We start from the raw sequence: 23637 nt of genomic DNA on the forward strand, positions 1-23637 counted from the left end.
GCGGGGCTCCGGTATGACGCGGCGGGGGTCGGTCGCCGCGCCGGTGGTCAGCCGCTGACCGAGATCTCCGGCTCGCCCGAGGCGACGCCGTCCTGCTCCATCTGCTCGGCGAGCTTCATGGCCTCCTCGATCAGGGTCTCCACGATCTTCGACTCCGGCACGGTCTTGATGACCTCGCCCTTGACGAAGATCTGCCCCTTGCCGTTGCCGGAGGCGACACCGAGGTCGGCCTCACGCGCCTCACCGGGACCGTTGACGACGCAGCCCATCACCGCGACGCGCAGCGGCACCTCCATACCGGTCAGACCGGCGGTGACCTCCTCGGCCAGCTTGTACACGTCCACCTGCGCACGGCCGCAGGACGGACACGACACGATCTCCAGACCACGCTGGCGCAGGTTCAGCGACTCCAGGATCTGGATACCGACCTTGATCTCCTCGACCGGCGGCGCGGACAGCGACACACGGATGGTGTCACCGATCCCCTGGGACAGCAGCGCGCCGAAGGCCACCGCCGACTTGATCGTGCCCTGGAAGGCGGGGCCGGCCTCGGTGACACCCAGGTGGAGGGGGTAGTCGCACTGCCCGGCGAGCTGCCGGTAGGCCTCGATCATCACGACCGGGTCGTTGTGCTTGACCGAGATCTTGATGTCCCGGAAGTCGTGCTCCTCGAACAGCGACGCCTCCCACAGCGCCGACTCCACCAGCGCCTCCGGAGTCGCCTTCCCGTACTTCTGCAGCAGCCGCCGGTCCAGCGAACCCGCGTTCACACCGATCCGGATCGGCGTCCCGTGATCCTTCGCCGCCCGCGCGATCTCCCTGACCTTGTCGTCGAACTGCTTGATGTTGCCCGGGTTCACCCGCACCGCCGCACAGCCCGCCTCGATCGCCGCGAACACGTACTTCGGCTGGAAATGGATGTCCGCGATCACCGGAATCTGCGACTTCCGCGCGATCGTCGCCAACGCGTCCGCGTCGTCCTGCGTCGGACACGCCACCCGCACAATCTGACAACCCGACGCCGTCAGCTCCGCGATCTGCTGCAACGTCGCACCGATGTCCGACGTACGCGTCGTCGTCATCGACTGCACCGACACCGGCGCGTCCCCGCCCACGGCCACGGACCCGACCTGGATCTGCCGGCTCTTGCGGCGCTCGGCGATCTTGGTAGGAACGGACGGCATGCCGAGAGAAATCGCAGTCATCTGCTGTGCAACCCCAAGTCGTGGATCAAGGTCCGGCCTCGTTCAGCGGCGGGCTCCAGGCATCGAGATTACGGCACTGGCAGGAACGGAAGCACACGGCGTCCCAGTGGTCCACCCATTGGCGTTCGATCCCGACAGCCCGGGCATGATGGCCACACCGCAGGACATGATCCCCGGTTGATCACCATGCCTGGACCGTCTGGAACGCTCAGCGGAGAACCTCGACATCGAGCCCCGTGCTGATAGCGAGAGCGGGGCCGGCCTCATCGCTCAGAACCGGCGTGCCCTCTCCCTCCTCGTTGAGAAGCGTCACGATTTCCGCCCACACTCCGTCCGCCAACCAAGTGCGTTGCCGGCAACGAACTTTCTCGGGGTCGCCGAAGCACTCCGGAAGGTCGCGCCACAGGATTCCGCTACGCAGGCGATGCAGCATGCCCAAGAAAGCCGCTCGCAGGTCCAGCGGCGACCGAAAGTGATGCGCCGGATACCTGCAGCGGAGCAATTCTTCGATACGGGACCACTGGCTGTCCGTGGGATCGGCAGGGACGGATGTCCCCTTGCGCTGATGCCACCTCGTCGTCCAGCATCTCGTCCCCTCCCGGTACCGAAACGTCGGGTCCACAATGTCCACGCGTACCTTGACCGACTCGAACAGGCGCCGCTGCTCGGACGACGAGAGCGACCGGATGTCCGGAGCGGCGGCCTCCAGAACGGCTGTCGTCCGGGCATCCTTGCTGCTCAGATTATGGAGTTCGCTCAGCCAGTCCCGCGCGTAAGCCAGGATCCGGTCGAAGGCCTTCTGCTCGGACTCAAGCTGGCGCATCGCAGCGGCGATGACGCGGTCTTGCTGCGTCTTCACCCGCAGTGTGTCGAGTTCCTCTGCGCACCGCGCAGCGAGCCGCTCCAGCGATCTCACCCGCTCAAGGTGCTGAATCAGCTGCGTGTGCGCCAGAGAGAAGAGCGGCATCATCGGCCTGCTGTTCGGCGGAATCGAGGCCAACAGAGCGTTGAGGTGGCTCGCCACCTCCTCCTCCACGAGGTCAGCGGGCAGAAAGACACAACCGCAGGAGACATCGGCGTTCCACCCTGAACAGCGATACGTCCGTAGCCCGTCCTTGCTCCGGAAACATCCAATGTAGGGACGCCCGCAGTGCCCGTGGATCAGCCCGCTGAGCAGGTACTCCCCGATCGGGTTCTTGCGGGGTCTGGTCAACGCGGCCAGTGCCTCCTGAAAGGAACGAATCCGGTGCGCCGGGAGGATCGGAGGCAGTGGGATCACCACGCTTTCGCCGTGCAGCGGACGTCCGTCACTGCCGAGTCTGGTGCGGTGGCCACCCCATTGCCGATCAGTGCGACGGAATACCGCCTCTCCGAGAAACGTCGCACCCCTCAACCGTCGGTGGAGGTTCGTACCGGTCCAGGGCTTGCCGCTCCGAGTGAGAATTCCGCGGCTGTTCAGCTCCTTGGCGATGCCGACGAGAGTGCGCCCGCCGTCGATCACGAGGTCGGCCAGAAGCTTCACCACACCTGCTTCAGCCGGGTCCACCTCGAGCGTCGAACCGAAGGTGCCCTTGCCTCTGATGCGATAGCCGTAGGGGGCAGGCCCACCCGGCCACCCACCGTTGACCGCCTTGAGCTGCCGACCTGACTGTGTGCGAGCGACAATGCGACGGTAGTCCGCCTCCACGCTCTGCGCCAGGCGGTCGACTGTGAGCCACCTCTCGACACCCGGTTCACCCAGGGGCTCGGTGCAGCATTCCACCTGCGCCCCGACGTCCTCGATCTGCCAGATGCAACGCCAGATGGCCGCTTCCGTCCGCCCCAGGCGATCCAGGCGATGCACCAGGACGTGCTTGACGCCCCCCAGAGAAATGTCCGCCAGCAGTGCCTCCAGACCGGGACGGAAGTGCGTCGAACCCGATTCGCCGATGTCTTCCCAGGATTGGACCAGACACCACGCGTCCTGCTGTTCCACGAAGGCGCGAATGGCCTGCGCCTGGACCGGAATCCCGTACTTGCCCCTCTGCTCGGTGGTCGAGACCCGCATGTACGCGGCTACGTCGACTGTCTGCACTCCCCGGCTCTTGTCATCCGCACGCGTGGCAGTAACTTGCTGCATGTCAGTCCCTCTCAGACTGGCCGGACCCCAGGGTGTTGGCGCACCGCTGGGGTCACCCATGTACAGCAAGAAAGTACGAAGCCCGCGTTCACGTCGTACGAGTAATCCGCGCCCTTCACCCACCCGAGTTAAATGGGCGAAGGGCACGGCATCGCGACCATCACGACCATCACGACAGAAAACGACGGTTTATCAACTGATCTTGACCGGGTTAACCACGTCCGCGATCAGGACGAGGATCGTGAAGCAGACGAAGACGCCCGCCACCACGTAGGCCACCGGCATCAGCTTCGCCACGTCGAACGGACCGGGGTCAGGCCGGCGCAGCACCCTCGCCAGGTTCCGCCGCAGCGACTCCCACAGCGCCCCCGCGATGTGCCCGCCGTCCAGCGGGAGCAGCGGGAGCATGTTGAACAGGAACAGCGAGAGGTTGAAGCCGGCGACCAGCATCAGAGCCATGGCCAGTTGCTGGGTGGGCGGGATGTCCAGGGTGAAGATCTCGCCGCCGACGCGGGCCGCGCCGACCACGCCCATCGGGGAGTCGGGCTGGCGTGGAGCGCCGTCGAAGGCCGCGTTCCACAGGGCCGGCACCTTGCCGGGCAGGCTCGCGATGGAGTGGACGGCCTCGCCGAGCCGGTCGCCCATCCAGGTCACGGACTGGCCGAAGTCCTGTCGGACGATGCCGGTCGCGGCGCTGAAGCCGAGGAAGCCGGCGCTGACGTACTGCCCCTGCACGATCTGGCCGCGTGAGTCCTTCTTGGCGACCTGGTTGGTGGCGATCTTCGCGTGCAGGGTGACGTCCTGTCCCTTGCGGTCGACGACGATCGACACGTCCTTGCCGGGGTTGGCGCGGATCAGGTCGGACAGCTGGTTCCAGTTGCCGGTGCTCACCCCGTTGAAGGAGACGATCTTGTCGCCCGCCTTCAGGCCGGCGGCCGCGGCCGGTGCCGGGGCGTCGGTCTTCTTGCAGTTGTCGCGGTTCTCGCTCTGCGCGATGACGCACTGGGAGACGGAGCTGACGGTGGTCGTCTGCTGCGAGATACCGAAGCCCATGAGGACGGTCAGGAACAGCGCGACCGCGAGGATCAGGTTCATGAAGGGGCCCGCGAACATCACGATGACCCGCTTCCACGGGGCACGGGTGTAGAACAGGCGCTTCTCGTCACCGGGGCCGAGCTCCTCGAAGGCCGCCGAGCGGGCGTCCTCGATCATGCTGCGCCAGGGCGAGGTGGAGCGTGCCGTGATCCGGCCGTCGTCGCCCGGCGGGAACATGCCGATCATGCGGATATAGCCGCCGAACGGAATGGCCTTGACGCCGTACTCCGTCTCGCCCTTCCTGCGGGACCACAGCGTCGGGCCGAATCCCACCATGTACTGCGGCACGCGGATGCCGAAGAGCTTGGCGGTGGACAGATGCCCCAGCTCGTGCCACGCGATGGAGACCAGCAGGCCCACCACGAAGACGACTATGCCGAGGATCATCATCAAGGACGTCATGCACGCGCCTCCGCTGTCGCCGTTCGCGCTGTCAGTTCCCGGGCCCTGGCGCGGGCCCAGGTCTCCGCTTCGAGGACGTCCGGCACCGTCAGGGTAGTTCCCGTCGGGGGTGTGCCGTGCTCCTCGACCACTTGTGTCACGGTCTCCATGATCCCGTTGAAGGGCAGGGCGCCGCGCAGGAACGCGTCGACGCACTCCTCGTTGGCCGCGTTGAACACGGCCGGGGCGGTGCCGCCGAGCCCGCCCACGTGCCGGGCGAGCCCCACGGAGGGGAAGGCCTCGGTGTCGAGCGGGAAGAACTCCCAGGTCGACGCCTTGCTCCAGTCGAAGCTGGGCGCGGCGTCGGGAACGCGTTCCGGCCAGCCCAGGCCGATGGCGATGGGCCCGCCCATGTCCGGGGGCGTCGCCTGGGCGAGGGTGGATCCGTCGGTGAACTCAACCATCGAGTGGACATAAGACTGCGGATGCACGACGACCTCAATGCGGTCGAAGGAAATGTCGTACAGCAGGTGTGCCTCGATGACCTCGAGGCCCTTGTTGACCAGGGTGGCGGAGTTGACCGTGATCACCGGGCCCATCGCCCAGGTGGGGTGGGCGAGGGCGTCCTCGACGGTGACGTCGGCGAGCTCGGCCTTGGTCCGGCCGCGGAAGGGGCCGCCGGAGGCGGTGACGACGAGCTTGCGCACATCGGCCCGCGTTCCCGCCGCGAGCGCCTGGAAGAGGGCGGCGTGCTCGGAGTCCACCGGGATGATCTGGCCGGGCTTGGCGAGCGCCTTGACCAGCGGGCCGCCGACGATGAGCGACTCCTTGTTGGCGAGCGCGAGGGTGCGGCCCGCCTCCAGGGCGGCGAGGGTCGGGGCGAGGCCGATGGAGCCGGTGATGCCGTTGAGGACCGTGTGGCAGTCGGAGGCGGCGAGGTGGGTGGCGGCCTCCGGTCCGGCGAGGATCTCGGGGAGGGGCTCGGACGCCCCGTACTGCGCGGCGAGCGCCTCGCGCAGGGCCGGTACGACGTCCTCGCGGGCCACGGCGACGGTCCGCGCCCGCAGCCGGTACGCCTGCTCGGCGAGGAGACCGACCCGTCCGCCGTTGGCGGAGAGCCCGGTGACCCGGAAGCGGTCCGGGTTGCGCAGGACGAGGTCGATGGCCTGGGTGCCGATGGACCCGGTGGACCCGAGCACCACCACGTCCTTGGGGCCGTCCCCGGCGACGGGGTCGAAGACGAGGTGCGGGTCGGCGAGAGGGGCTGGACTGTCGCTCATCCCCCCATTGTGGCCGCACCGGGTGCCCGGACGGACAGCGCGCCCCCTCGAAGGGGGGAGCGAGTCGCCGGTCGCCGCGTCGCGGACGCGCCACCGGCGCGCCCCGTCGGGGGACGCGGTCGGCCGCCGGGCGGCCGGTGCCGCCGGGCGGCCGGTGGATGTCGACGACAGGCTGCCGTGCCGCGTGTCACGGCCGTCGGCCGGCCGTCACCTGATCGGCCGGTGCACGTTCTCCCGCTCGCTCGGACCGGGGGTCGCCTCCGCGATCCACGGGCCGTCGTCCGACGGGTCGACGACGCCTTCCTCCAGCCAGGTGTAGGCGCCGCCGAGGACGCCCTTGACGACCTTGCGGTCGAGGTCGTCGGTGTTGGTCCACAGGCGGTCGAAGAGTTCGGCGACGCGGATGCGGGACTGCCGGCAGAAGGCGTCGGCGAGCTGGTAGGCCTCGCGGCCGTGGTCGCCCTGGGTGCGCAGGAGTTCGGCGCGGACGCAGGCCGCGCTCATCGCGAACAGTTCGGCGCCGATGTCGACGATCCGGCCGAGGAAGCCCTGCTTGGTCTCCATCCGGCCCTGCCAGCGGGACATGGCGTAGAAGGTGGAGCGGGCAAGCCTGCGGGCGTGGCGTTCCACGTAGCGCAGGTGGCCGGACAGGTCGACGTGTCCGGGCGGGTGGAACTCGGCGTACGAGCGCGGGAGCTGGCCGGGGCCCGCGACCAGCCTGGGCAGCCACTTGGCGTAGAAGACGCCCGCGTTCGCGCCCGCCCTCGCCTTGTCCGACAGGGACTTGTCGGGGTCGATGAGGTCGCCGGCGACCGAGAGGTGGGCGTCGACCGCCTCCCGCGCGATCAGCAGGTGCATGATCTCGGTCGAGCCCTCGAAGATGCGGTTGATGCGCAGGTCGCGCAGCATCTGCTCGGCGGGGACCGCGCGTTCCCCGCGGGCGGCGAGGGACGCGGCCGTCTCGTAGCCGCGGCCGCCGCGGATCTGGACCAGTTCGTCGGCCATCCGCCAGGCCATCTCCGAGCCGTAGAGCTTGGCGAGGGCGGCCTCGATGCGGATGTCGTTGCGGTTCTCGTCGGCCATCTGGGACGACAGGTCGAGCACCGCCTCCAGCGCGAAGGTGGTGGCCGCGATGAACGAGATCTTCGAGCCGACCGCCTCGTGCAGCGCGACCGGCTTGCCCCACTGCTCGCGGACCGCGGACCACTCGCGGGCGATCTTCAGGCACCACTTGCCCGCGCCCGCGCACATCGCGGGCAGGGAGAGGCGGCCGGTGTTCAGGGTGGTCAGGGCGATCTTCAGACCCTGGCCCTCGGCGCCGATGCGGTGGGCGGCCGGGACCCGCACCCGGTGGAAGCGGGTGACGCCGTTCTCGATGCCGCGCAGGCCCATGAAGACGTTGCGGTTCTCCACGGTGACGCCCTCGGAGGCAGCCTCGACGACGAACGCGGTGATGCCGCCGCGGTGGCCCTCGGACTTCGGCACACGCGCCATGACGACGAGGAGGTCGGCCACGACCCCGTTGGTCGTCCACAGCTTGACCCCGTCGAGGACGTAGCCGTCCCCGTCCGGGACGGCCGTGGTCGCCAGGCGCGCCGGGTCGGAGCCGACGTCCGGCTCGGTGAGCAGGAAGGCGGAGATGTCCGTGCGGGCGCAGCGGGGCAGGAAGGTGTCCTTCTGCTCCTGTGTGCCGAAGAGTTTCAGCGGCTGCGGCACGCCGATCGACTGGTGCGCGGAGAGCAGCGCGCCGATCGCGGGGCTGGCGGAGCCGGCCAGGGCGAGGGCCTTGTTGTAGTAGACCTGGGTCAGGCCGAGGCCGCCGTACTTGGTGTCGATCTTCATGCCGAGCGCGCCGAGCTCCTTGAGCCCGGTGACGACCTCGTCCGGGATCCGCGCGTCGCGCTCGATGCGGGCCGAGTCGATCTTCGTCTCGCAGAAGTCGCGGAGCTTGGCGAGGAACTCCTCTCCGCGTTGCACGTCGTCGGCCGCGGGCAGCGGGTGCGGATGGATGAGATCGAGCCGGAAGCGGCCGAGGAACAGCTCCTTGGCGAAGCTCGGCCTGTGCCAGTCCTGCTCCCGAGCGGCCTCCGCCACCTGGCGGGCCTCGCGCTCGGTGACGGTGGGCTTGTTGGACGTTGGTGCGGACATGAGGCTCACCTCGCCGCGAAGAGGGATGGAGGGTGCGGTACGTTACCGACCGGTGCTACTGGATCGTATGTACCCGATACCGGGCGGACCCACCACCCCACGCGCACGGACGCTCGCAGTCCACCGTCTGTTTCGGTCTGTCCCACCCAGCATCGTGTGTGCGGGGCGTGACGACCACTCCTTGTACTCCGTTCGGATGGCCCGTCCGGGAGCGGGAAAAGAAAACAGTCGAAGCGCTTCGACAGCCTATGGACACCCACTCCTGCCGGGGCTACTGTCGAACCACCCTTACCTCCCGATGCCGGTACTGCGCACTGTCGAAGCGCTTCACACACCTTGGAGAGCTGGATGGTCACCCTCGCCGAGGTCGCCCAGCACGCCGGAGTCTCGGCGAGCACGGTGAGCTACGTCCTCAGCGGCAAGCGGTCCATCTCCGCGAGCACCCGGCAACGGGTCGAGGAGAGCATCCGGAAGCTCGGCTACCACCCGAACGCGGGCGCCCGCGCCCTGGCGAGCAGCAGGTCGAACATCATCGCCCTGATGATCCCGCTGCGTACCGACATGTACGTGCCGGTGATGATGGAGATCGCCATCGCCGTGGCCACCACCGCCCGTACCCACGGCTACGACGTGCTGCTCCTCACCGGCGAGGAGGGCCCCGACGCCGTGCGCCGGGTCACCGGCAGCGGGCTCGCCGACGCCATGATCCTGATGGACGTCGAGCTGGACGACGAACGGCTGCCGCTGCTGCGGGAGACCGATCAGCCGACCGTCCTGATCGGGCTGCCCGCCGACACCACCGGGCTGACCTGTGTGGACCTGGACTGGGGTGCGACGGGCGCGCTGTGCGTGGAGCATCTGGCGCTGCTCGGGCACCGCGAGATCGCCGTCATCGGCGAGGCGCCCGCGGTCTACGAACGGCACACCGGCTTCGCCGAACGCACCCTCGACGGCCTGCGCTCCCGGGCCCGCGAGCTGGGCCTGGGACTGCTGCACCGCCCGTGCGAGGGCGGGTACGACGCGATGGCTCTGACCCTGGCCCGGATCCTCGACGAGCGCCCGGGCACCACCGGCTTCGTCGTGCAGAACGAGTCCGCCGTCGAACCCCTGCTCGCCCTGCTGCGCCAGCAGGGCCGGGCGATCCCCGAGGACGTGTCCGTGGTCGCGATCTGCCCGGACCAGGTCGCCGTCCAGGCCTCGGTGCGGCTGACCTCGGTGGGCATCCCCGCCCAGGAGATGGGGCGGCACGCGGTCGCGCGCCTGGTGGCCAAGCTCGACGGGCAGGGCGCGGACGAAGTGGTGCTCATCGCGCCGGAGTTGACAGTCCGGACGAGTTCGGGGCCGGTCGCCTCCGGCTCCTGACTCCGCTCCGCTCCGTCTCGGGCCCCGACCCGCCCAGGGCGCCCCATGCCTTCTCACGCCTTCTCGCAGGACTCCCCCGTCCGCACTCCTTCAAGGAGCACCCGTGAACCAGCATGCCGAGAACCAGCCCCCGCACGGCCCGGTCAGCCTCGCCCAGTCCTCCCCCACGGTCGGCACGTTCCGCGACCGGGACGGCGTGCTGGAGTGGAGCGGCCGCCAGGAGACCGTACGCGTCGAGCCGTGGGGGCCGGACGCGGTCCGGGTGCGCGCCCGGCTCGGCGGCCCGGTCCTGGACGACCTGCCCGGCGCGCTCCTCGCCCACGCGCCGGCCACCGAGAGCACCGTCAAGATCGAGGACGGCCGGGGACGCCTGACCGTCGGCGCGCTCACGGTCGACGTCGACGCCTCGGGCCTCGTCCGCTTCCTGCGCACCGACGACCTCACGGAACTGCTGGCGGAGGAACGCGCCCACTTCTGGTGGCCCGGCCCCCGCCTCTACACCGCCGTCGGCAACGGCCACCACCGCCTTGAGCAGCGTTTCGCCGCCTACGACGACGAGAGGCTGTACGGGCTCGGCCAGCACCAGCACGGCCGGCTGGACCAGAAGGGCCTGGTCGTCGACCTGGTCCAGCGCAACGCCGAGGTCACGATCCCCGTGCTCACCTCCAGCCGCGGTTACACCCTGCTGTGGAACAACCCGGCGATCGGCCGTGTGGAGCTGGCCGGGAACGGCACCCGCTGGGTGGCGGACTCCGCCCGGCAGATCGACTACTGGATCACCGCGGGCTCCCCGGCCGACGCCCAGCGCCGCTACAGCGCGGTGACCGGCCGCACCCCGATGCTGCCCGAGTGGGCGGCCGGCTTCTGGCAGTGCAAGCTGCGCTACCGCACCCAGGACGAACTCCTCGAAGTGGCCCGCGAGTACAAGCGGCGGAACCTGCCCATCGACGCGATCGTCTGCGACTTCTTCCACTGGACCCACCTGGGCGAGTGGAGGTTCGACCCCGCGGAGTGGCCCGACCCGGCGGCGATGGTGCGCGAGCTGGCGGACCTCGGCATCAAGCTGGTGGTGTCCGTCTGGCCGTCGGTGTCGCCGCTGAGCGAGAACCACCCGGTGATGGAGCAGCGCGGCTACTTCATCGGCACCCAGTACGGCCCGATGGCGCACGCCGACTGGCCCGACAAGCAGGTCGCCTCCACCGTCCAGGTGGCCTTCTACGACGCCACCAACCCCAAGGCGCGCGACTTCGTGTGGTCCAGGATCAAGGAGAACTACCTGGACCCGTACGGCATCACGGCGTTCTGGCTGGACGCCTGCGAGCCGGAGCTGAAGCCGGGCTTCGCCGAGAACCTGCGCTACTGGGCGGGTCCCGGCCTGGAGGTCGGCAACCTCTATCCGGCGGAGAACTCCCGCACCTTCGACGAGGGCCTGCGCGCCGCCGGCGTGGACGAGGTGATCACCCTCAACCGCTCGGCGTGGGCGGGCAGTCAGCGCCACGGCGCCGCCCTGTGGTCCGGTGACATCGGCACCGACTTCGCGACCCTGCGCCGCCAGATCGCGGCCGGCCTGAACACCGCGCTGTCCGGGATCCCCTGGTGGAACACCGACATCGGCGGCTTCCACGGCGGTGACCCGGACGACCCCGCCTACCAGGAGCTGCTGGTGCGCTGGTTCCAGTTCGGCGCGCTGTCCCCGCTGATGCGGCTGCACGGCTTCCGGGACCCGGGCATGCCGCTGGGCCCGGAGATGACCGGCGGCCCCAACGAGGTCTGGTCGTACGGAGAGCGGGCCTATCCGGTCCTGGAGAAGTACCTGCGGCTGCGCGAGCGTCTGAAGCCGTACGTGCTGGAGGTCATGCGGGAGGCCCACGAGGAGGGGCTGCCGGTGATGCGGCCGTTGTTCCTGGAGTTCCCCGCGGACCAGACGGCGTGGACGGCGGACGACTCCTACCTCCTGGGCCGGGACCTGCTGGTCGCCCCGGTGCTGACGGCCGGGGCCACGGCCCGCACCGCGTACCTCCCGGCGGGCGCGCGGTGGACCGACGCGTGGACCGGCCGGGAGTACGAGGGCGGTACGGCCGTGACGGTCGACGCGCCGCTGGACCGCATTCCGCTGTTCCTGCGGGACGGAGCCGAACTCCCGGTCGCCGGGTAGCGCGGCGCGGGCGCGGACGTACGTGCGGCCGGTCCCTCCCCTATACGGGACCGGCCGCACACTCATGGGCCCGCCGGGATCAGCTGCTGCTGACCGTGAGGCTGTTGGTGGTGAAGTTCAGACCGCCGGACGACGACGTGATCTCGTAGCCGAACTGCACGTCCCCGATGGTCACGTTGCCGAACCAGCCCTTGGTGTCCTTGATCCACTTCAGGATGGGCAGGATGTTCACCGTGCCGGAGCTGGAGTTGGAGCTGCGGATGAACGAGAACACGTCGTTCGAGCCGTTGTTGCCCTTGTAGACGGTCCAGGTCGAGCCGCCGAGGGTGAGGCTGCCCTGGGAGCTGCCGAGCGGGCCGACGGCGCCGGTCTTGTTGACCCAGAGCATGATCTCGTACTTGTAGCCGGTGTCCCAGATGTCGTACGACGTGTTGTACGCGCCGGAGGACGGGACGGTGACGTTGTAGCTGCTGGTGAGCGAGGCGAGCGAGGAGACCGACTTGTTGACCACCTTCTTGGCGTTCGGGTAGGACTTGATGCCACCCGTGTTGGGGTGGTTCGCCGATACGCCCCAGTTGGTGCCGGAGTTGGCCCAGATGCACTGGCTGCCGGCCCCGGAGCCCCAGATGTTGTTGTAGAGCGTGTAGCCGTTCAGCGTGGTGTTGCCCCACTGGTCGCAGGAGTTCCAGACGGCGGCCTGGGCGGGGGCGGAGGCGAGGCCGACGGTGGCGCCGAGGGCGAGGGCGGGCGCGAGCAGCGCCGTGCGAAGTCCGCTCCGTGTGCGTGTTGCCATGGTGGTGTCCCTTCCATGGGTGGGGGGAGTTGCGGGGGTCACCACGTCCTCAGGTCGAGGGCGTGGACCTCTCCGGCGACCAGGTCGAGCGGTCGTGCGCCGGAGGGAGTCCTCAGGTCGATGCGGAGGGTGCGGGTGGGGCGCAGCAGCGCGGTGGCCGCGTCAGGGCTCCACGCCAGGTCGACCTCGGCCCCGAACCGGGTGCGGATGCCGCGCAGTTCGCCCTCCGGGTACGCGGGCGGGGGCGCGGGCAGCAGGACCAGCCGGTCCGGGGTGGAGCGCACCAGTGTCTCGATCAGCACGGCCGGCAGGGCGTGGGCGGCGTCGGCGTTGTAGACGTTCCGGTTCGGATAGTGGGCGCTCATCAGGGAGGCGTGGAAGTAGTCGCCGTCCAGCACGTTCGCGAGGGCGCGGGCGGCGCGGTCGCCGTCACCGAGGCGGGCCGCGATCAGGGCGTGGTGGAGGTGGCCGTGGGCCGAGTCGTTCTCCGCGCCGCGCAGTACGAGGGCGCGGTGGGCGGCGGCGGCCAGGTCCGGGGTGTCGTGGGGGTCGATCTCGTCCAGCGGCCAGACGGCGTAGAGGTGGCTGAGGTGGCGGTGGTCGTAGGTGTCCGCGAGGCCGGGCCACGCCCATTCGGCGAGGGCGCCGTCGGCGTTGATCCGGTGCGGCGGGAGGCGGTCGGCGAGGGCCTGCCAGCGGTCGGCGTCGGGGGTGCCGGGGTGGTAGGCGGCGGCCGTCTGCAGGGCGTGCCGGGCGGCGGAGAGGTCCATGGCCGCGTTGAGCGTGCCCCAGCTCGCGTCGGCGGGGCGGTTCTCGGGCGAGTAGGAGGGGACGACCACGAGGTGGCCGTGCTCGTCGGTGCGGGTGAGGAAGTCCTCGTAGAACCGGGCGGTCTCGGCGAGCGCGGCGGCGGTGCGGGGGTCCTGGGCACCGCGCGTCTCGTCGAGGTCGACGAGCGGCTTGAGCAGCCAGTCGGCTCCCGCGGTCCACAGGTGCAGCGGGTACTCACGGCTGAAGTGGTAGGTGTGGCCGGACTCGCCGTCGGTGTGCGCGGGGGCGACGGCCCCTCGGGTGCCGAAGATCGCACGGGCGTTGTCCCGCCAATCGGGCAGTTGTGCCTCGACGAGCCGGGCCAGGGCCTCGACGACCTCGGGGAGACCGGCCGCGGGGGCGGAGGCGGTCTGGAGGTTGAGGTTGGCGTCCGTGGTGAACGCGCCGGACCAGGCCGTGTCCCAGTCGCCGGTCCACAGTCCGGTGAGCCGGGGCGGGAGCAGGCCGCTGGCGGAGAGCAGGTGGTAGCGGCCGGCCGCGAACAGCCGCTCCGCCAGGGCCGCGCTGCCGGAACGCTTCAGCAGCTCCGAGCCCGGCAGGGCGCGTTCGGCGGGTTCGCCGTGCAGGTCGAGGGTGACACGGTGGTAGGCGGTGCGGTGTGCGGGCAGATGGCGGTCGAGGAGGTCGTCGTACGTCCGTCCCGTGAGCAGGTCGAGCAGGGTCCCCGCCTCCTCGGTCACCGCCGGCTCACCGGTGTGCCGGCGTACCCGGGTGAGCAGCAGCACCGAGTCCGCGCCGGTGACGCGCACTCCGGGCGGGGTGAGGACCGTGGTGCCGCCGGTGACGGCGATCAGCGTCACGCCGGTGTAGCCGCGGTCGCTGCCGGGGTAGCGGGCGTGCAGGCTCAGTACGGCGCCCTCGGCGGTGAGCAGCGCCCCGTCTCCGATGCGCAGGCCGGGCGGCGCGCCGGGCAGCCGGTGGTCCAGGCGGACGTCGAGCGTGGGGCCGGGCGCGGTGACGTGCTGGACGATCACGTCGTCGGCGCGGGAGACGAAGACGCGGCTGCTCCAGTCCCCGCACACCGCCGTCGTCTCGCCGCTGGTGAAGTCGACCGAGCGGCGGTAGCCCCGGCGGGCACGGGACGGGCGGCTCAGCCGGATCCGGAAGGCCGGGTGGAAGGGCTGCACCCACTGCAACGGGCGGCCGTCCGTGAAGGACTCGGCGGCGGTGCGGTCACCGGCGAGCAACCGGTCCTGGAGGGCGGGCAGTTCGCCGGCGAGGAGTGGGGGCCGGGCGTGCTCGGCGCCGTTGGGGCGGACGAGGGTGTGGTGGGTGACGATCACGCTGTCGTCGTCCGGGTCGCCGAACACCAGGGCGCCGTGGTGGCCGTTGCCGCTGAGGAAGGCGTCCTCCCAGCGGGCGGCCGGGAGGGGTTCCCAGGTTCCGTGCCGCGGTCCGCCCCTCACGGCTTCAGCACCGCCGCTCCGTACCGTCCGAGCGTCGTGCGGCCGGTCACGGCCTCCCCGGTGAGCAGGTCGCGGTGGGTGCCCGGCACATCGACGGTGACCGGCTCGCGCCCGTGGTTGAGCAGGAACAGCAGCTCGCCGCGCCGGACGGCCTCGACCCCGGCGGGCAGTCCGTCCAGCACGGGGCGGACGCCCGCGCCGGCGGCGACGCGGGTGAGCAGGGCGCGCAGCGCCCCGGGCTCGGGAAGCGTGGAGACGTACCAGGCGCGGCCCCGGCGCAGCACGGCGGGCAGCCCGTCGAGCTCGCCGCCCTGGTACGGGACCGTCTCGTCGGCGATGCCGGCGGCCTCGATCTCCTCCGACCACAGCGTCCCGCGCAGCCCGTCCGCGCACGCGACGCTCTCCCCCGTCTCCAGCGGCCACCACTGGTGCAGCGTGCGGATGCCGAACAGCTCGCGCAGCCGGGGGTCCATGCCGCCGGGGCGAACGCGGTCGTCCTCGTCGGCGACCCCGGTGAGGAAGCCGCACACGAGGGTGCCGCCGCTTGCCACGTACGCCAGGAGGTTGTCGATCGCCGAGTCGGTGAGCAGGTAGAGCTGGGGGACGACGACGAGCCGGTAGGCGGTGAGGTCGTGTCCGGGGTGGGCGAAGTCGGTGGTGAGGTGGGCTTCCCACAGGGCGCGGTGCCAGGCGCGCAGAATCTCGGGGTACTCGACGTGCGTGGACGGGCGGCCGTCCTGTTCGCAGGCCCACCAGGAGTGCCAGTCGTGGAGGACCGCGATGTCGCGGCTGCCGTGGGTGCCGGACACCTCGGCGCCGATCCGGTCCAGTTCGGCGCCGATGCGCTTGATCTCCTGGAACGTGCGGCCCTCCTCGCCGGCGTGGCCGACCATCGCGGAGTGGAACTTCTCCGCGCCCTGCCGGGACTGGCGCCACTGGAAGTAGCAGACGGCGTCGGAGCCGTGGGCCACCGCCTGCAGGGACCACAGGCGGTTGAGTCCGGACGGCTTGGGGTGGTTGACGCCACGCCAGTTGACCGGGCCGGCCGCCTGTTCCATGAGCATCCAGGGGCCGCGGGCCTGGGAGCGGGTGAGGTCCTGGACGAGCGCGCCGTACTGGGCGCCGAGGGGGTCGCGCGGGTCGGGGTAGAGGTCGACGGAGACGACGTCCTCCTCCGCGGCCCAGCGCCAGCCGTCCTGACCGGACCACAGCGGCATGAAGTTGGTGGTGACCGGAAGGTGCGAGGTGTGCCGGCGGACGATGTCGCGTTCGGCGCGGTAGCACTCCAGGAGCATGTCGGAGGTGAAGCGGCGGAAGTCCAGGATCTGTGCGGGGTTCTTCAGGTAGTGGGCGCGGCGCGGGGGCAGGACGCCGTCCCAGCTGTCGTAGCCCTGGCTCCAGAACGCTGTTCCCCAGGCGGTGTTGAGGGCGTCGAGGGTGCCGTACTTCGTGCGCAGCCAGCGGCGGAAGGCGGCGGCGGCCTCGTCGCCGTAGTCGTGGGTGCAGTACTCGTTGTTGATGTGCCACATGGTGAGGGCGGGGTGGCCCGCGTAGCGGGCGGCCAGGTCCTCGGTGATGGCGGCGGCGTAGCGGCGGTAGGTGGCGCTGGAGTGCGAGAAGTGCTGCCGGCCGCCCCACCACTCGGTGTGGCCGTCCTCGTCGCGGGGCAGGGTGTCGGGGTGCAGGCGGCCCATCCAGGGCGGTGGCGAGGAGGTGGGGGTGGCGAGGACGACTCCGACACCGTTGGCCGCCATGAGGTCCATCACCGTGTCGAGCCAGCCGAACTCCCGTGCGCCAGGGTGGGGTTCGAGCTTCGACCAGGAGAAGACACCGAGGGTGACGGAGTTGACCCCGGCGTCCTTCATCAGCCGGACGTCCTCGTGCCAGGTCTCCTCGGGCCACTGCTCGGGGTTGTAGTCGCCGCCGAAGAGGATGCGGCGGTCGGCGATCGTGTACATCACAGTGCTCCTATCCCTTGACGGCCCCCGTGAGCATCCCCTTCCTGAAGTGCTTCTGGACGAACGGCGACAGCACGGCCACGGGCAGCAGTGCCATCACCATGACCGCCATCTGCACGGCGAGCCCGGAGAGTTGGCCGGTCTTGATGGACTGGGCGAGGCCCACGGGGGCCTGCTGCTTCTGGACGAGCTGGATCATGACGTTCTGCAGCGGCAGCATGTTCTGGTCGTTGAGGTAGAGGGACGCGTTGAACCACGCGCTCCAGTAGCCGACCGCGTAGAAGAGCGTGATCACGGCGAGCACCGCGCGGGACAGCGGCATCACGATCTGCCACAGGATGCGCAGGTCGCCGGCGCCGTCGATGCGGGCGCTGTCGATGAGTTCCGGCGAGATGTTCATGAAGAAGCCGCGCAGCACGAGGATGTTGAACACGCTGACGGCGCTGGGCAGGATCAGCGCGAGGTAGGTGTCGGTCAGTCCGAGGGTCTGCACCAGCAGGTAGGTCGGGATGAGACCGGCGCTGAAGAACATCGTGGCCAGCAGCGTCATCAGGATCCAGCGGTGCGCGAGCGAGCCGGTGCGGGACAGGCCGTAGGCGCAGAGCACGGACACGGTCATCGAGAACAGCGTGCCGACCAGGGTGACCAGGATGCTGACGACCGCGGCGCGGGTGACCTGGCCGCCGCCGAGCAGTTCCCGGTAGGCGACGAAGGTGATGCCGTGGGGCACCATGACCAGACCGCCCGCCTCGTCGATGGTCCTGCGCGAGGAGAGGCTGGTGACGACGACGATCCACAGCGGGAAGAGGATCGCCAGGCAGGCCAGGGCGAGAACCAGTCCCTTGCCCGCCAGGCCGGCCCCGGTGGGCTTCTCCTCCCACACCGGCCGGGCCGGTGCCGCCCATCCGCGGCGTTCCCGTACGGGCTTGTCGATCACGGCGGTCACTTCCGGTACACCCCCTGCTCGCCCATGAGATGGGCGACCTTGTTCGCGGCGAGGACCAGTCCGAGGCTGACCACGCCCTTGATCAGGCCGGCGGCGGCCGCGTAGCCGAAGTCCTGGTTGCGCACGCCGTTCCACCACACGAAGGTGTCCAGGACCTCGGCCGCGCCGGGGCCGACGCCGTCGCGCTGCAGCAGGATCTGCTCGAAGCCGACGGTGAGGGCGTCACCGACGCGCAGCACGAGGAGCAGTGCGATGACCGGGCGCAGCGCGGGCAGCGTGACGTGCCAGATGCGGCGCCATCGTCCGGCGCCGTCCATCGCGGCGGCCTCGTACAGGTCGCGGCTCACCGAGGCGAGCGCGGCGAGGAAGACGATGATCCCCCAGCCGGCGTCCTTCCACACGCTCTGCGCGGTGACGAGGAACTTGAAGGTGGTCGGGTCGGTCATGATGTCGAGGCCGTCGTAGCCGTGCTGCCGCAGCAGTTGGGACAGCAGTCCGGCGCCGCCGAGCAGTTGCTGGAAGACGGCGATGACCAGCACCCAGGAGAAGAAGTGCGGCAGGTACAGCACGGCCTGCGCGACCGCCCGCACCCGGGGCCTGACCACGCTGTTGATGAGCAGCGCGAGCAGGATCGGGATGGGGAAGTACAGCACGAGCTGGAGGAAGAACAGCACCAGGGTGTTCTGCACCGCGTTCCAGAACGCCGAGTCCGCGAAGATCGCCCGGAAGTTCTCCAGGCCCACCCAGGGGCTGTGCAGGATGGAGACGACGCCGTTGTCGCTGATGTAGGGGTCGTAGTCCTGGAAGGCGACGACGTTGCCGAGAATCGGTATGTAGTTGAAGAGCAGGACGAGGACGACGGCCGGGAGCGTCATCAGGAGCAGCACGCGGTCGCGTCTCAACCTGATCCGCAGGCTCAGCCTCCCCGCGTGCGGAGCTTTCCGCGTTCCGGTGGCGCCGCCGGACGCCTTCGCGGTCCTCGCCGTCGTGTCGGCCTCGGTCCTGCTCCGAGGCACCGTGCTGTGGGACACGGCCGGTCTCCTTGCCTCAGCGCCCCGGTCAGCCTGCCGCCGAGCCGTTCTCGTCGAGGATCTTCTTGTACCAGTCGCGCAGTTTGCCGCCGCCCTTGCTCTTCCAGTCGGAGACGGCCTGCTGCATGTCGCCGATCTTCTTGTGGCCGCGGACGATGTCGTCCTCCAGCTGTTCGAAGTCGTTGGACAGGTTGGTCCAGCGGGAGGGCTCGGTGATCTGCATGCCGTAGAAGGCGGACTTCCTGGTGAAGCCGCCCATCCGCTGCTGCCACTCGACCTGCGCCCGGGTGACGTCCGGGAAGTCCGGGTGGGCGAGGGTCGGAGCGGGACTCGCGATCATGATGTAGGCGTTGATGACCTCGTTGTTGCCCTTGTCGTTCTTGACGGGCACCCCGTCCTTCAGGGTGTAGTGCGTGCCCTCGACGCCGTAGTTGGTGAGCATGTACTCCTTGGTGCCGTACGGGGCGGCGGTGACGTTGGCGACGGCCAGCGCGTCACGGATCACGGACTCGGACGCCTTCTTGCTGACGAAGGCGAAGATGTTGGCGGGCTGGGTGGCCCACAGGGTGGGCCGGCCGCCGTCGTGGCCGAATATGTCCATGCCGGAGACCTTGAAGGCAGGGTTCTGGGAGGCCTGTTCGGCCGTCCGGCTGTACCACTGCGAGATGTCGTTGTTGTAGATCAGGAACTCGCCGGCGGCGAACTTGGGGCCCGGGTCGGTGGAGGCGCTCTTGCCCAGCTCGAAGTCGGGGTGGACGCATCCGGCGGCGAAGAGCTTGCGGGTCCACTCCAGCGCCTCCAGGTACTCCTGGGTCTCGACGCGGTTGACGAGCTTGCCGTCGACGAGGTCCCAGCCCAGCGGCTTCTCGCCGCCGGAGAGCACACCGAAGGCGTTGAACGCGGTCCACTTCATGTCGCCGCAGGCCCACCGCTTGGCCCGGGCGTTGGTGATCTCCTTGGCCAGCGCCAGGAACTCGTCCGCCGAGCCCGGGAGTTCGTAGCCCTCCTTGTCGAACAGGTCCTGGCGGTAGAGGGGCACGATGTTCGTCACGTACGAGGCCGGCATGGGCAGGCCGCGCAGTTTCCCGCCGAAGATGGAACGCTGCCAGGCGTCCGTCGGGATCGCCGCGAGGTTCGGGTACTCCTTGACCGCGTCCCCGGACAGGTAGGGGCCCAGGTCGGCGAACTTGCTGGTGATCGCGCTGGGTATCTTGCCGCCCATGTTCCAGCCGGGGACCACCACGACGTCCGGGATGCTGCTGGAGGCGAGGACGGCTCCGAGCTTCTGGTCGTAGGTGTTGCCGTCCTGGTTCTGCCAGACGACGTCGACGCCGATGAGGTCGTTCATCGCCCGGTAGTAGGCGTTGTCCTGCTTGGGAGGGGAGCCCCAGAAGGGCGACATGACGCTGACCTCGCCGCTCTTGCCGAGCTTCTTCGGCACGGAGGTCCTGAGGCCGGCGAGGTCGAGCGGGCGCGTGAAGCCGACGGCGGAGCCGTTCTTGGCTGGGATGTCGGGCGTGACGACGTTGTTCGCCACGTAGGACGGCAGCAGCTTTTTGGCGTCCTTGCCCGACGTGGTGCCACCGCGCGAGCCGCTGTCGCCGCTGTCGCAGGCGGTGAGCAGCGGCATCCCTCCCGCCACCGCTGCGGCGGCGACCGCCGTGGAGGCGAGGAAGCTTCTCCGGCTCGGGCCGGCGGAGGCGGGGGCGGCGTTCGGCGTCATTGCGTCAACCCTTCGTGGCGCACCAGGACACCCGGCGGTGGGGCCGTCGGCTGCGGTGTCTCTATGTATCGATGTATCGATACGGGGAGGTCGAACTGAGTCGAAGCGCTTCGATGTTGCTGCGAGGTTAGGTGAACACCTGGGGGTGCACAAGGGTCGGATCCAAGATTGCTCCGAGGGGCGACGCACGGCACGGGTCGCATACGCCCCTTGAGGTGCGGGGGCAGGAACCGGACTTGTTGCCCCGGACCGTCTTGACACCCGCCCCTGAGGCACCTGAGCATCGAAGCGCTTCGAAAGAGGCTTGCCGTTCCAGCGCTAGGGGACCCCCACGTGACCGTACGAACGCCTCACACGCCACCGTTCCGCGATGCGCGGCTGCCGTTCGCGAAGCGCGTCGACGATCTGCTGGCGCGGCTGACCCTCGACGAGAAGGTCTCCTTCCTGCACCAGTTCGCACCCGCCGTCGCGCGACTGGGCATCGCCGCGTTCCGCACCGGTCAGGAGGCACTGCACGGGGTGGCCTGGATGGGCCCGGCGACGGTCTTCCCGCAGGCCGTCGGGCTCGGCGCGACCTGGAACGACGACCTGGTGCGCCGGATCGGCGAGGCGGTCTCCCACGAGGTACGGGCGATGCGCGCCCGCGACGACCGCGTCGGCCTCAACGTCTGGGCACCGGTGGTGAATCTGCTGCGCCACCCGCTGTGGGGCCGCAACGAGGAGGGCTACTCGGAGGATCCGGGGCTGACGTCGGCGATCGCCGTCGCCTACACCCGCGGCCTGCGCGGCGGCCATCCGACGTACTGGCGCACGGCACCGGTCCTCAAGCACTGGCTGGCCCACAACAACGAGACCCGCCGGGACACCACGTCCTCGTCGGTGCGCCCGCGCGTCCTGCACGAGTACGACCTGCGGGCCTTCCGTGAGGCGGTGGCGGCGGGCGCGGTGGCCGGTGTGATGCCCGCCTACAACCTGGTCAACGGCCGCCCCAACCACGTCTCGCCGTACCTGCGCGAGCACCTGCGCACCTGGGCCGACGACGATCTGCTGGTCTGCTCGGACGCGGGCGCGCCCTCCAACCTGGTCGACTCCGAGCACTACTTCGCCACGCACGAGGAGGCCACCGCGGCCGCGCTCCTGGCCGGCGTGGACAGCTTCACCGACCACGGCACGGATCCGGCGAAGATCGTGGCGCGGGTGCGGGGCGCCCTGGAGCAGGGCCTGCTGACCGAGGCCGACGTCGACACGGCCGTGCGACGGCAGCTCTCGGTGCGCTTCCGGCTCGGCGAGTTCGACCCGGGGGAGGATCCGCACGCCGGCACCGGGGAGTTCGACACCCCCGAGCACCGGGCGCTCGCGCTGGAGGCCGCCGAGCAGGCGGTCGTGCTGCTGAGCAACGACGGGCTGCTGCCCCTGGCCCCCGGCACCCGCGTCGCCGTCGTCGGCCCGCTCGCCGACGAGTGCAAGCTCGACTGGTACAGCGGAACGCTGCTGCGCCGGTCCACACCCCTGGAGGGTCTGTACGAGCGGTTCGGCGCCGAGCGCGTCGAGTTCGCGGAGGGCGTGGACCGGGTGCGGCTGCGCACGGCCGACGGCCGCTTCCTGCACGTGCCGCCCGTCGCGGTGAACGCGAAGGCCGAAGGTCAGGGGCGCGGCGCGGAGGGGGCGCTGGACCCGGCCCTGCTGGCCGGCCGTACCGACCTGCCGCCGCTCACCACCGACCCCGACGGCACCGAACTGGCCCTCATGGACTGGGGCGAGGGCGTCCTGACCCTGCGCGCGCCGGACGGTCACTACCTCTCGGTGGCCGACGACGGCTACGTGCGCGCCTCGACCGACCAGCCCGGCGGCTGGGTGGTCCAGGAGACGTTCCGCCTCGAACCGCACGACGGCGGGCACCTCCTGCGCCACCTCGGGACCGGTCGTCACGTCCGTGTCACCGCCGACGGCGTGAGGGTCGCCGGGGAGACCGGGACGGACGGCTCGGACACCGCGGAGGTCTTCGAACTGGTCGTGTCCGAGCGCGGGGAGGAGGCGGTGGCCCGCGCGGCCGGCCGGGCCGACGTGGTGCTGGTGGTGGCGGGCAACGACCCGCACATCGGCGGCCGGGAGACACAGGACCGTACGACCCTGCGACTGCCGGAGCACCAGGAGCGGCTGCTGCGCGCGGCCCGCACCGCGAACCGGGACACGGCGCTGGTGCTGGTCTCGTCGTACCCGTACGCGGTCGACCCCGCGCCCCCGCGGGCGGTGCTGTGGACCGCCCATGGCGGCCAGGCGGCGGGTACCGCCCTGGCCCGGGTGCTGGCCGGTGACTCCTCCCCCGCCGGCCGGCTCCCGCAGACCTGGTACGAGGACGACTCCGACCTGCCGGACCTGCTCGACTACGACGTGATCGGCAGCCGCCAGACGTACCTGTACTACGAGGGCACCCCGCTGTTCCCCTTCGGACACGGGCTGTCGTACACGTCGTTCGGATACGGCGACCTGGCCGTCCGGGTCGAGCGGGACACGGTGCGCGTGTCCTTCACGGTCACCAACACCGGGGGCGTCACCGCGGACGAGGTCGCCCAGCTCTACACCCGCGCCGCGAACCCGTCGGTCCCACGCCCGCGCCGCGAACTGGCCGCCCACCGCCGGATCACGCTCGCACCCGGCGAGAGGACGGCCCTGACCTTCGAAGTCCCGCTCTCCCGCCTGGAGTTCTGGGACGTGTCCCGGAGCGGGTGGCGCCTGGAGCCGGGCCCGTACGACCTCCTCGTCGGCGCCTCAAGCCAGGACATCCGCCTCCGCACCACCCTCACCCTCGACGGGGAGCCCGGCACCCCGCGCCCGGTCCTGGAACGGGGCCTGGACGCCGCCGACTTCGACGAGCAGTCGGGCATCGAGATCGTCGACCGGACGAGGACGACGGGCGACGCGGTAACGCCGGTTCCCGGCAGGCCGGGCGAACTCCTCTACCGCGACTGCGACTTCGGCACCGGCGTGACGGGAGTGAGCGTGGAGGTGGCGGGCGAGGGCACGGTCGAACTGTCCCTCGACGGCGGCCCGACACTAGCTGTCGTCACTCTGGACACTCCCACACCGGGCCCGTACGCCTACACCACACTCACCACCCCGGCCACCGCCCCAGGCGTCCACGACCTGCGACTGAGGCTCCACGGCCCACTGCGCCTGGCCCGGGTCGGTTTCACCGCTTGAGCC

General features: G+C 70.3%; 14 protein-coding genes. 3 read left to right on the forward strand and 11 right to left on the reverse strand.

Annotation, left to right across the window (positions count from 1 at the left end):
• Positions 1 to 47 precede the first annotated feature (47 nt).
• From ispG to CG719_RS28925, 5 genes are all read right to left on the reverse strand, one after another.
• Positions 48 to 1205, reverse strand: a complete 1158-nt coding sequence (ispG, locus tag CG719_RS28905) for a flavodoxin-dependent (E)-4-hydroxy-3-methylbut-2-enyl-diphosphate synthase (RefSeq protein ID WP_100571660.1) — start codon at positions 1203 to 1205, stop codon at positions 48 to 50.
• 208 nt (positions 1206 to 1413) lie between these two features.
• Positions 1414 to 3279, reverse strand: coding sequence for a recombinase family protein (locus tag CG719_RS28910; RefSeq protein ID WP_159024973.1), 1866 nt, complete (start codon positions 3277 to 3279; stop codon positions 1414 to 1416).
• Positions 3280 to 3516: 237 nt separating this feature from the next.
• Positions 3517 to 4809 carry a M50 family metallopeptidase gene (locus CG719_RS28915; RefSeq protein ID WP_199836828.1) on the reverse strand — a complete coding sequence of 431 codons (1293 nt, stop codon included), beginning with the start codon at positions 4807 to 4809 and terminating at the stop codon, positions 3517 to 3519.
• Positions 4810 to 4817: 8 nt separating this feature from the next.
• Positions 4818 to 6080, reverse strand: coding sequence for a 1-deoxy-D-xylulose-5-phosphate reductoisomerase (gene dxr, locus CG719_RS28920; protein ID WP_100571663.1), 1263 nt, complete (start codon positions 6078 to 6080; stop codon positions 4818 to 4820).
• Between the two features lie 207 nt (positions 6081 to 6287).
• Entirely contained in the window at positions 6288 to 8228 is a 1941-nt protein-coding gene (locus tag CG719_RS28925; protein WP_100571664.1) for an acyl-CoA dehydrogenase family protein, read from the reverse strand.
• 348 nt (positions 8229 to 8576) lie between these two features.
• Between CG719_RS28925 and CG719_RS28930 the strand changes: the two genes are divergently transcribed.
• Positions 8577 to 9590, forward strand: a complete 1014-nt coding sequence (locus CG719_RS28930; protein ID WP_100571665.1) for a LacI family DNA-binding transcriptional regulator — start codon at positions 8577 to 8579, stop codon at positions 9588 to 9590.
• 103 nt (positions 9591 to 9693) lie between these two features.
• A complete protein-coding gene (locus CG719_RS28935) occupies positions 9694 to 11745 on the forward strand; it encodes a glycoside hydrolase family 31 protein (RefSeq protein WP_100571666.1) in 2052 nt (683 codons plus the stop codon).
• Positions 11746 to 11824: 79 nt separating this feature from the next.
• Here CG719_RS28935 and CG719_RS28940 read toward each other — a convergent pair whose 3' ends face one another.
• From CG719_RS28940 to CG719_RS28965, 6 genes are read right to left on the reverse strand one after another with little or no spacing between them, the layout of a single operon-like run.
• Entirely contained in the window at positions 11825 to 12538 is a 714-nt protein-coding gene (locus tag CG719_RS28940) for a glycoside hydrolase family 12 protein (RefSeq protein WP_100571667.1), read from the reverse strand.
• 38 nt (positions 12539 to 12576) lie between these two features.
• Positions 12577 to 14775 (reverse strand): glycosyl hydrolase family 95 catalytic domain-containing protein, encoded by a 2199-nt coding sequence (locus tag CG719_RS28945; RefSeq protein ID WP_100571668.1) that lies wholly within the window; start codon positions 14773 to 14775, stop codon positions 12577 to 12579.
• Positions 14772 to 16733, reverse strand: coding sequence for a beta-galactosidase (locus CG719_RS28950; RefSeq protein ID WP_100571669.1), 1962 nt, complete (start codon positions 16731 to 16733; stop codon positions 14772 to 14774). The genes CG719_RS28945 and CG719_RS28950 overlap by 4 nt, the downstream gene beginning before the upstream one ends.
• 10 nt (positions 16734 to 16743) lie before the next feature.
• Positions 16744 to 17679 carry a carbohydrate ABC transporter permease gene (locus CG719_RS28955; protein WP_100571670.1) on the reverse strand — a complete coding sequence of 312 codons (936 nt, stop codon included), beginning with the start codon at positions 17677 to 17679 and terminating at the stop codon, positions 16744 to 16746.
• Positions 17676 to 18710 (reverse strand): ABC transporter permease, encoded by a 1035-nt coding sequence (locus tag CG719_RS28960; RefSeq protein WP_100571671.1) that lies wholly within the window; start codon positions 18708 to 18710, stop codon positions 17676 to 17678. The genes CG719_RS28955 and CG719_RS28960 overlap by 4 nt, the downstream gene beginning before the upstream one ends.
• A gap of 28 nt (positions 18711 to 18738) precedes the next feature.
• Positions 18739 to 20433 (reverse strand): extracellular solute-binding protein, encoded by a 1695-nt coding sequence (locus tag CG719_RS28965; RefSeq protein WP_100571672.1) that lies wholly within the window; start codon positions 20431 to 20433, stop codon positions 18739 to 18741.
• 333 nt (positions 20434 to 20766) lie between these two features.
• On the opposite strand from CG719_RS28965, the gene CG719_RS28970 reads away from it, so the two are divergent.
• On the forward strand, positions 20767 to 23634 hold the full coding sequence (locus tag CG719_RS28970; protein WP_100571673.1) for a glycoside hydrolase family 3 C-terminal domain-containing protein: 2868 nt from the start codon (positions 20767 to 20769) through the stop codon (positions 23632 to 23634).
• Positions 23635 to 23637 lie beyond the last annotated feature (3 nt).

Origin of the sequence: Streptomyces sp. CB01373 (assembly GCF_002803075.1) — a bacterium.
Taxonomy (GTDB): Bacteria; Actinomycetota; Actinomycetes; order Streptomycetales; family Streptomycetaceae; genus Streptomyces.

What these genes read in the sequence shown, in the direction of transcription:
- ispG (WP_100571660.1), bottom strand. Translation starts at nt 1,205, where the DNA reads ATGACTGCGATTTCTCTCGGCATGCCGTCCGTTCCTACCAAGATCGCC.
- CG719_RS28915 (WP_199836828.1), bottom strand. Translation starts at nt 4,809, where the DNA reads ATGATGATCCTCGGCATAGTCGTCTTCGTGGTGGGCCTGCTGGTCTCC.
- dxr (WP_100571663.1), bottom strand. Translation starts at nt 6,080, where the DNA reads ATGAGCGACAGTCCAGCCCCTCTCGCCGACCCGCACCTCGTCTTCGAC.
- CG719_RS28925 (WP_100571664.1), bottom strand. Translation starts at nt 8,228, where the DNA reads ATGTCCGCACCAACGTCCAACAAGCCCACCGTCACCGAGCGCGAGGCC.
- CG719_RS28930 (WP_100571665.1), top strand. Translation starts at nt 8,577, where the DNA reads ATGGTCACCCTCGCCGAGGTCGCCCAGCACGCCGGAGTCTCGGCGAGC.
- CG719_RS28940 (WP_100571667.1), bottom strand. Translation starts at nt 12,538, where the DNA reads ATGGCAACACGCACACGGAGCGGACTTCGCACGGCGCTGCTCGCGCCC.
- CG719_RS28950 (WP_100571669.1), bottom strand. Translation starts at nt 16,733, where the DNA reads ATGTACACGATCGCCGACCGCCGCATCCTCTTCGGCGGCGACTACAAC.
- CG719_RS28965 (WP_100571672.1), bottom strand. Translation starts at nt 20,433, where the DNA reads ATGACGCCGAACGCCGCCCCCGCCTCCGCCGGCCCGAGCCGGAGAAGC.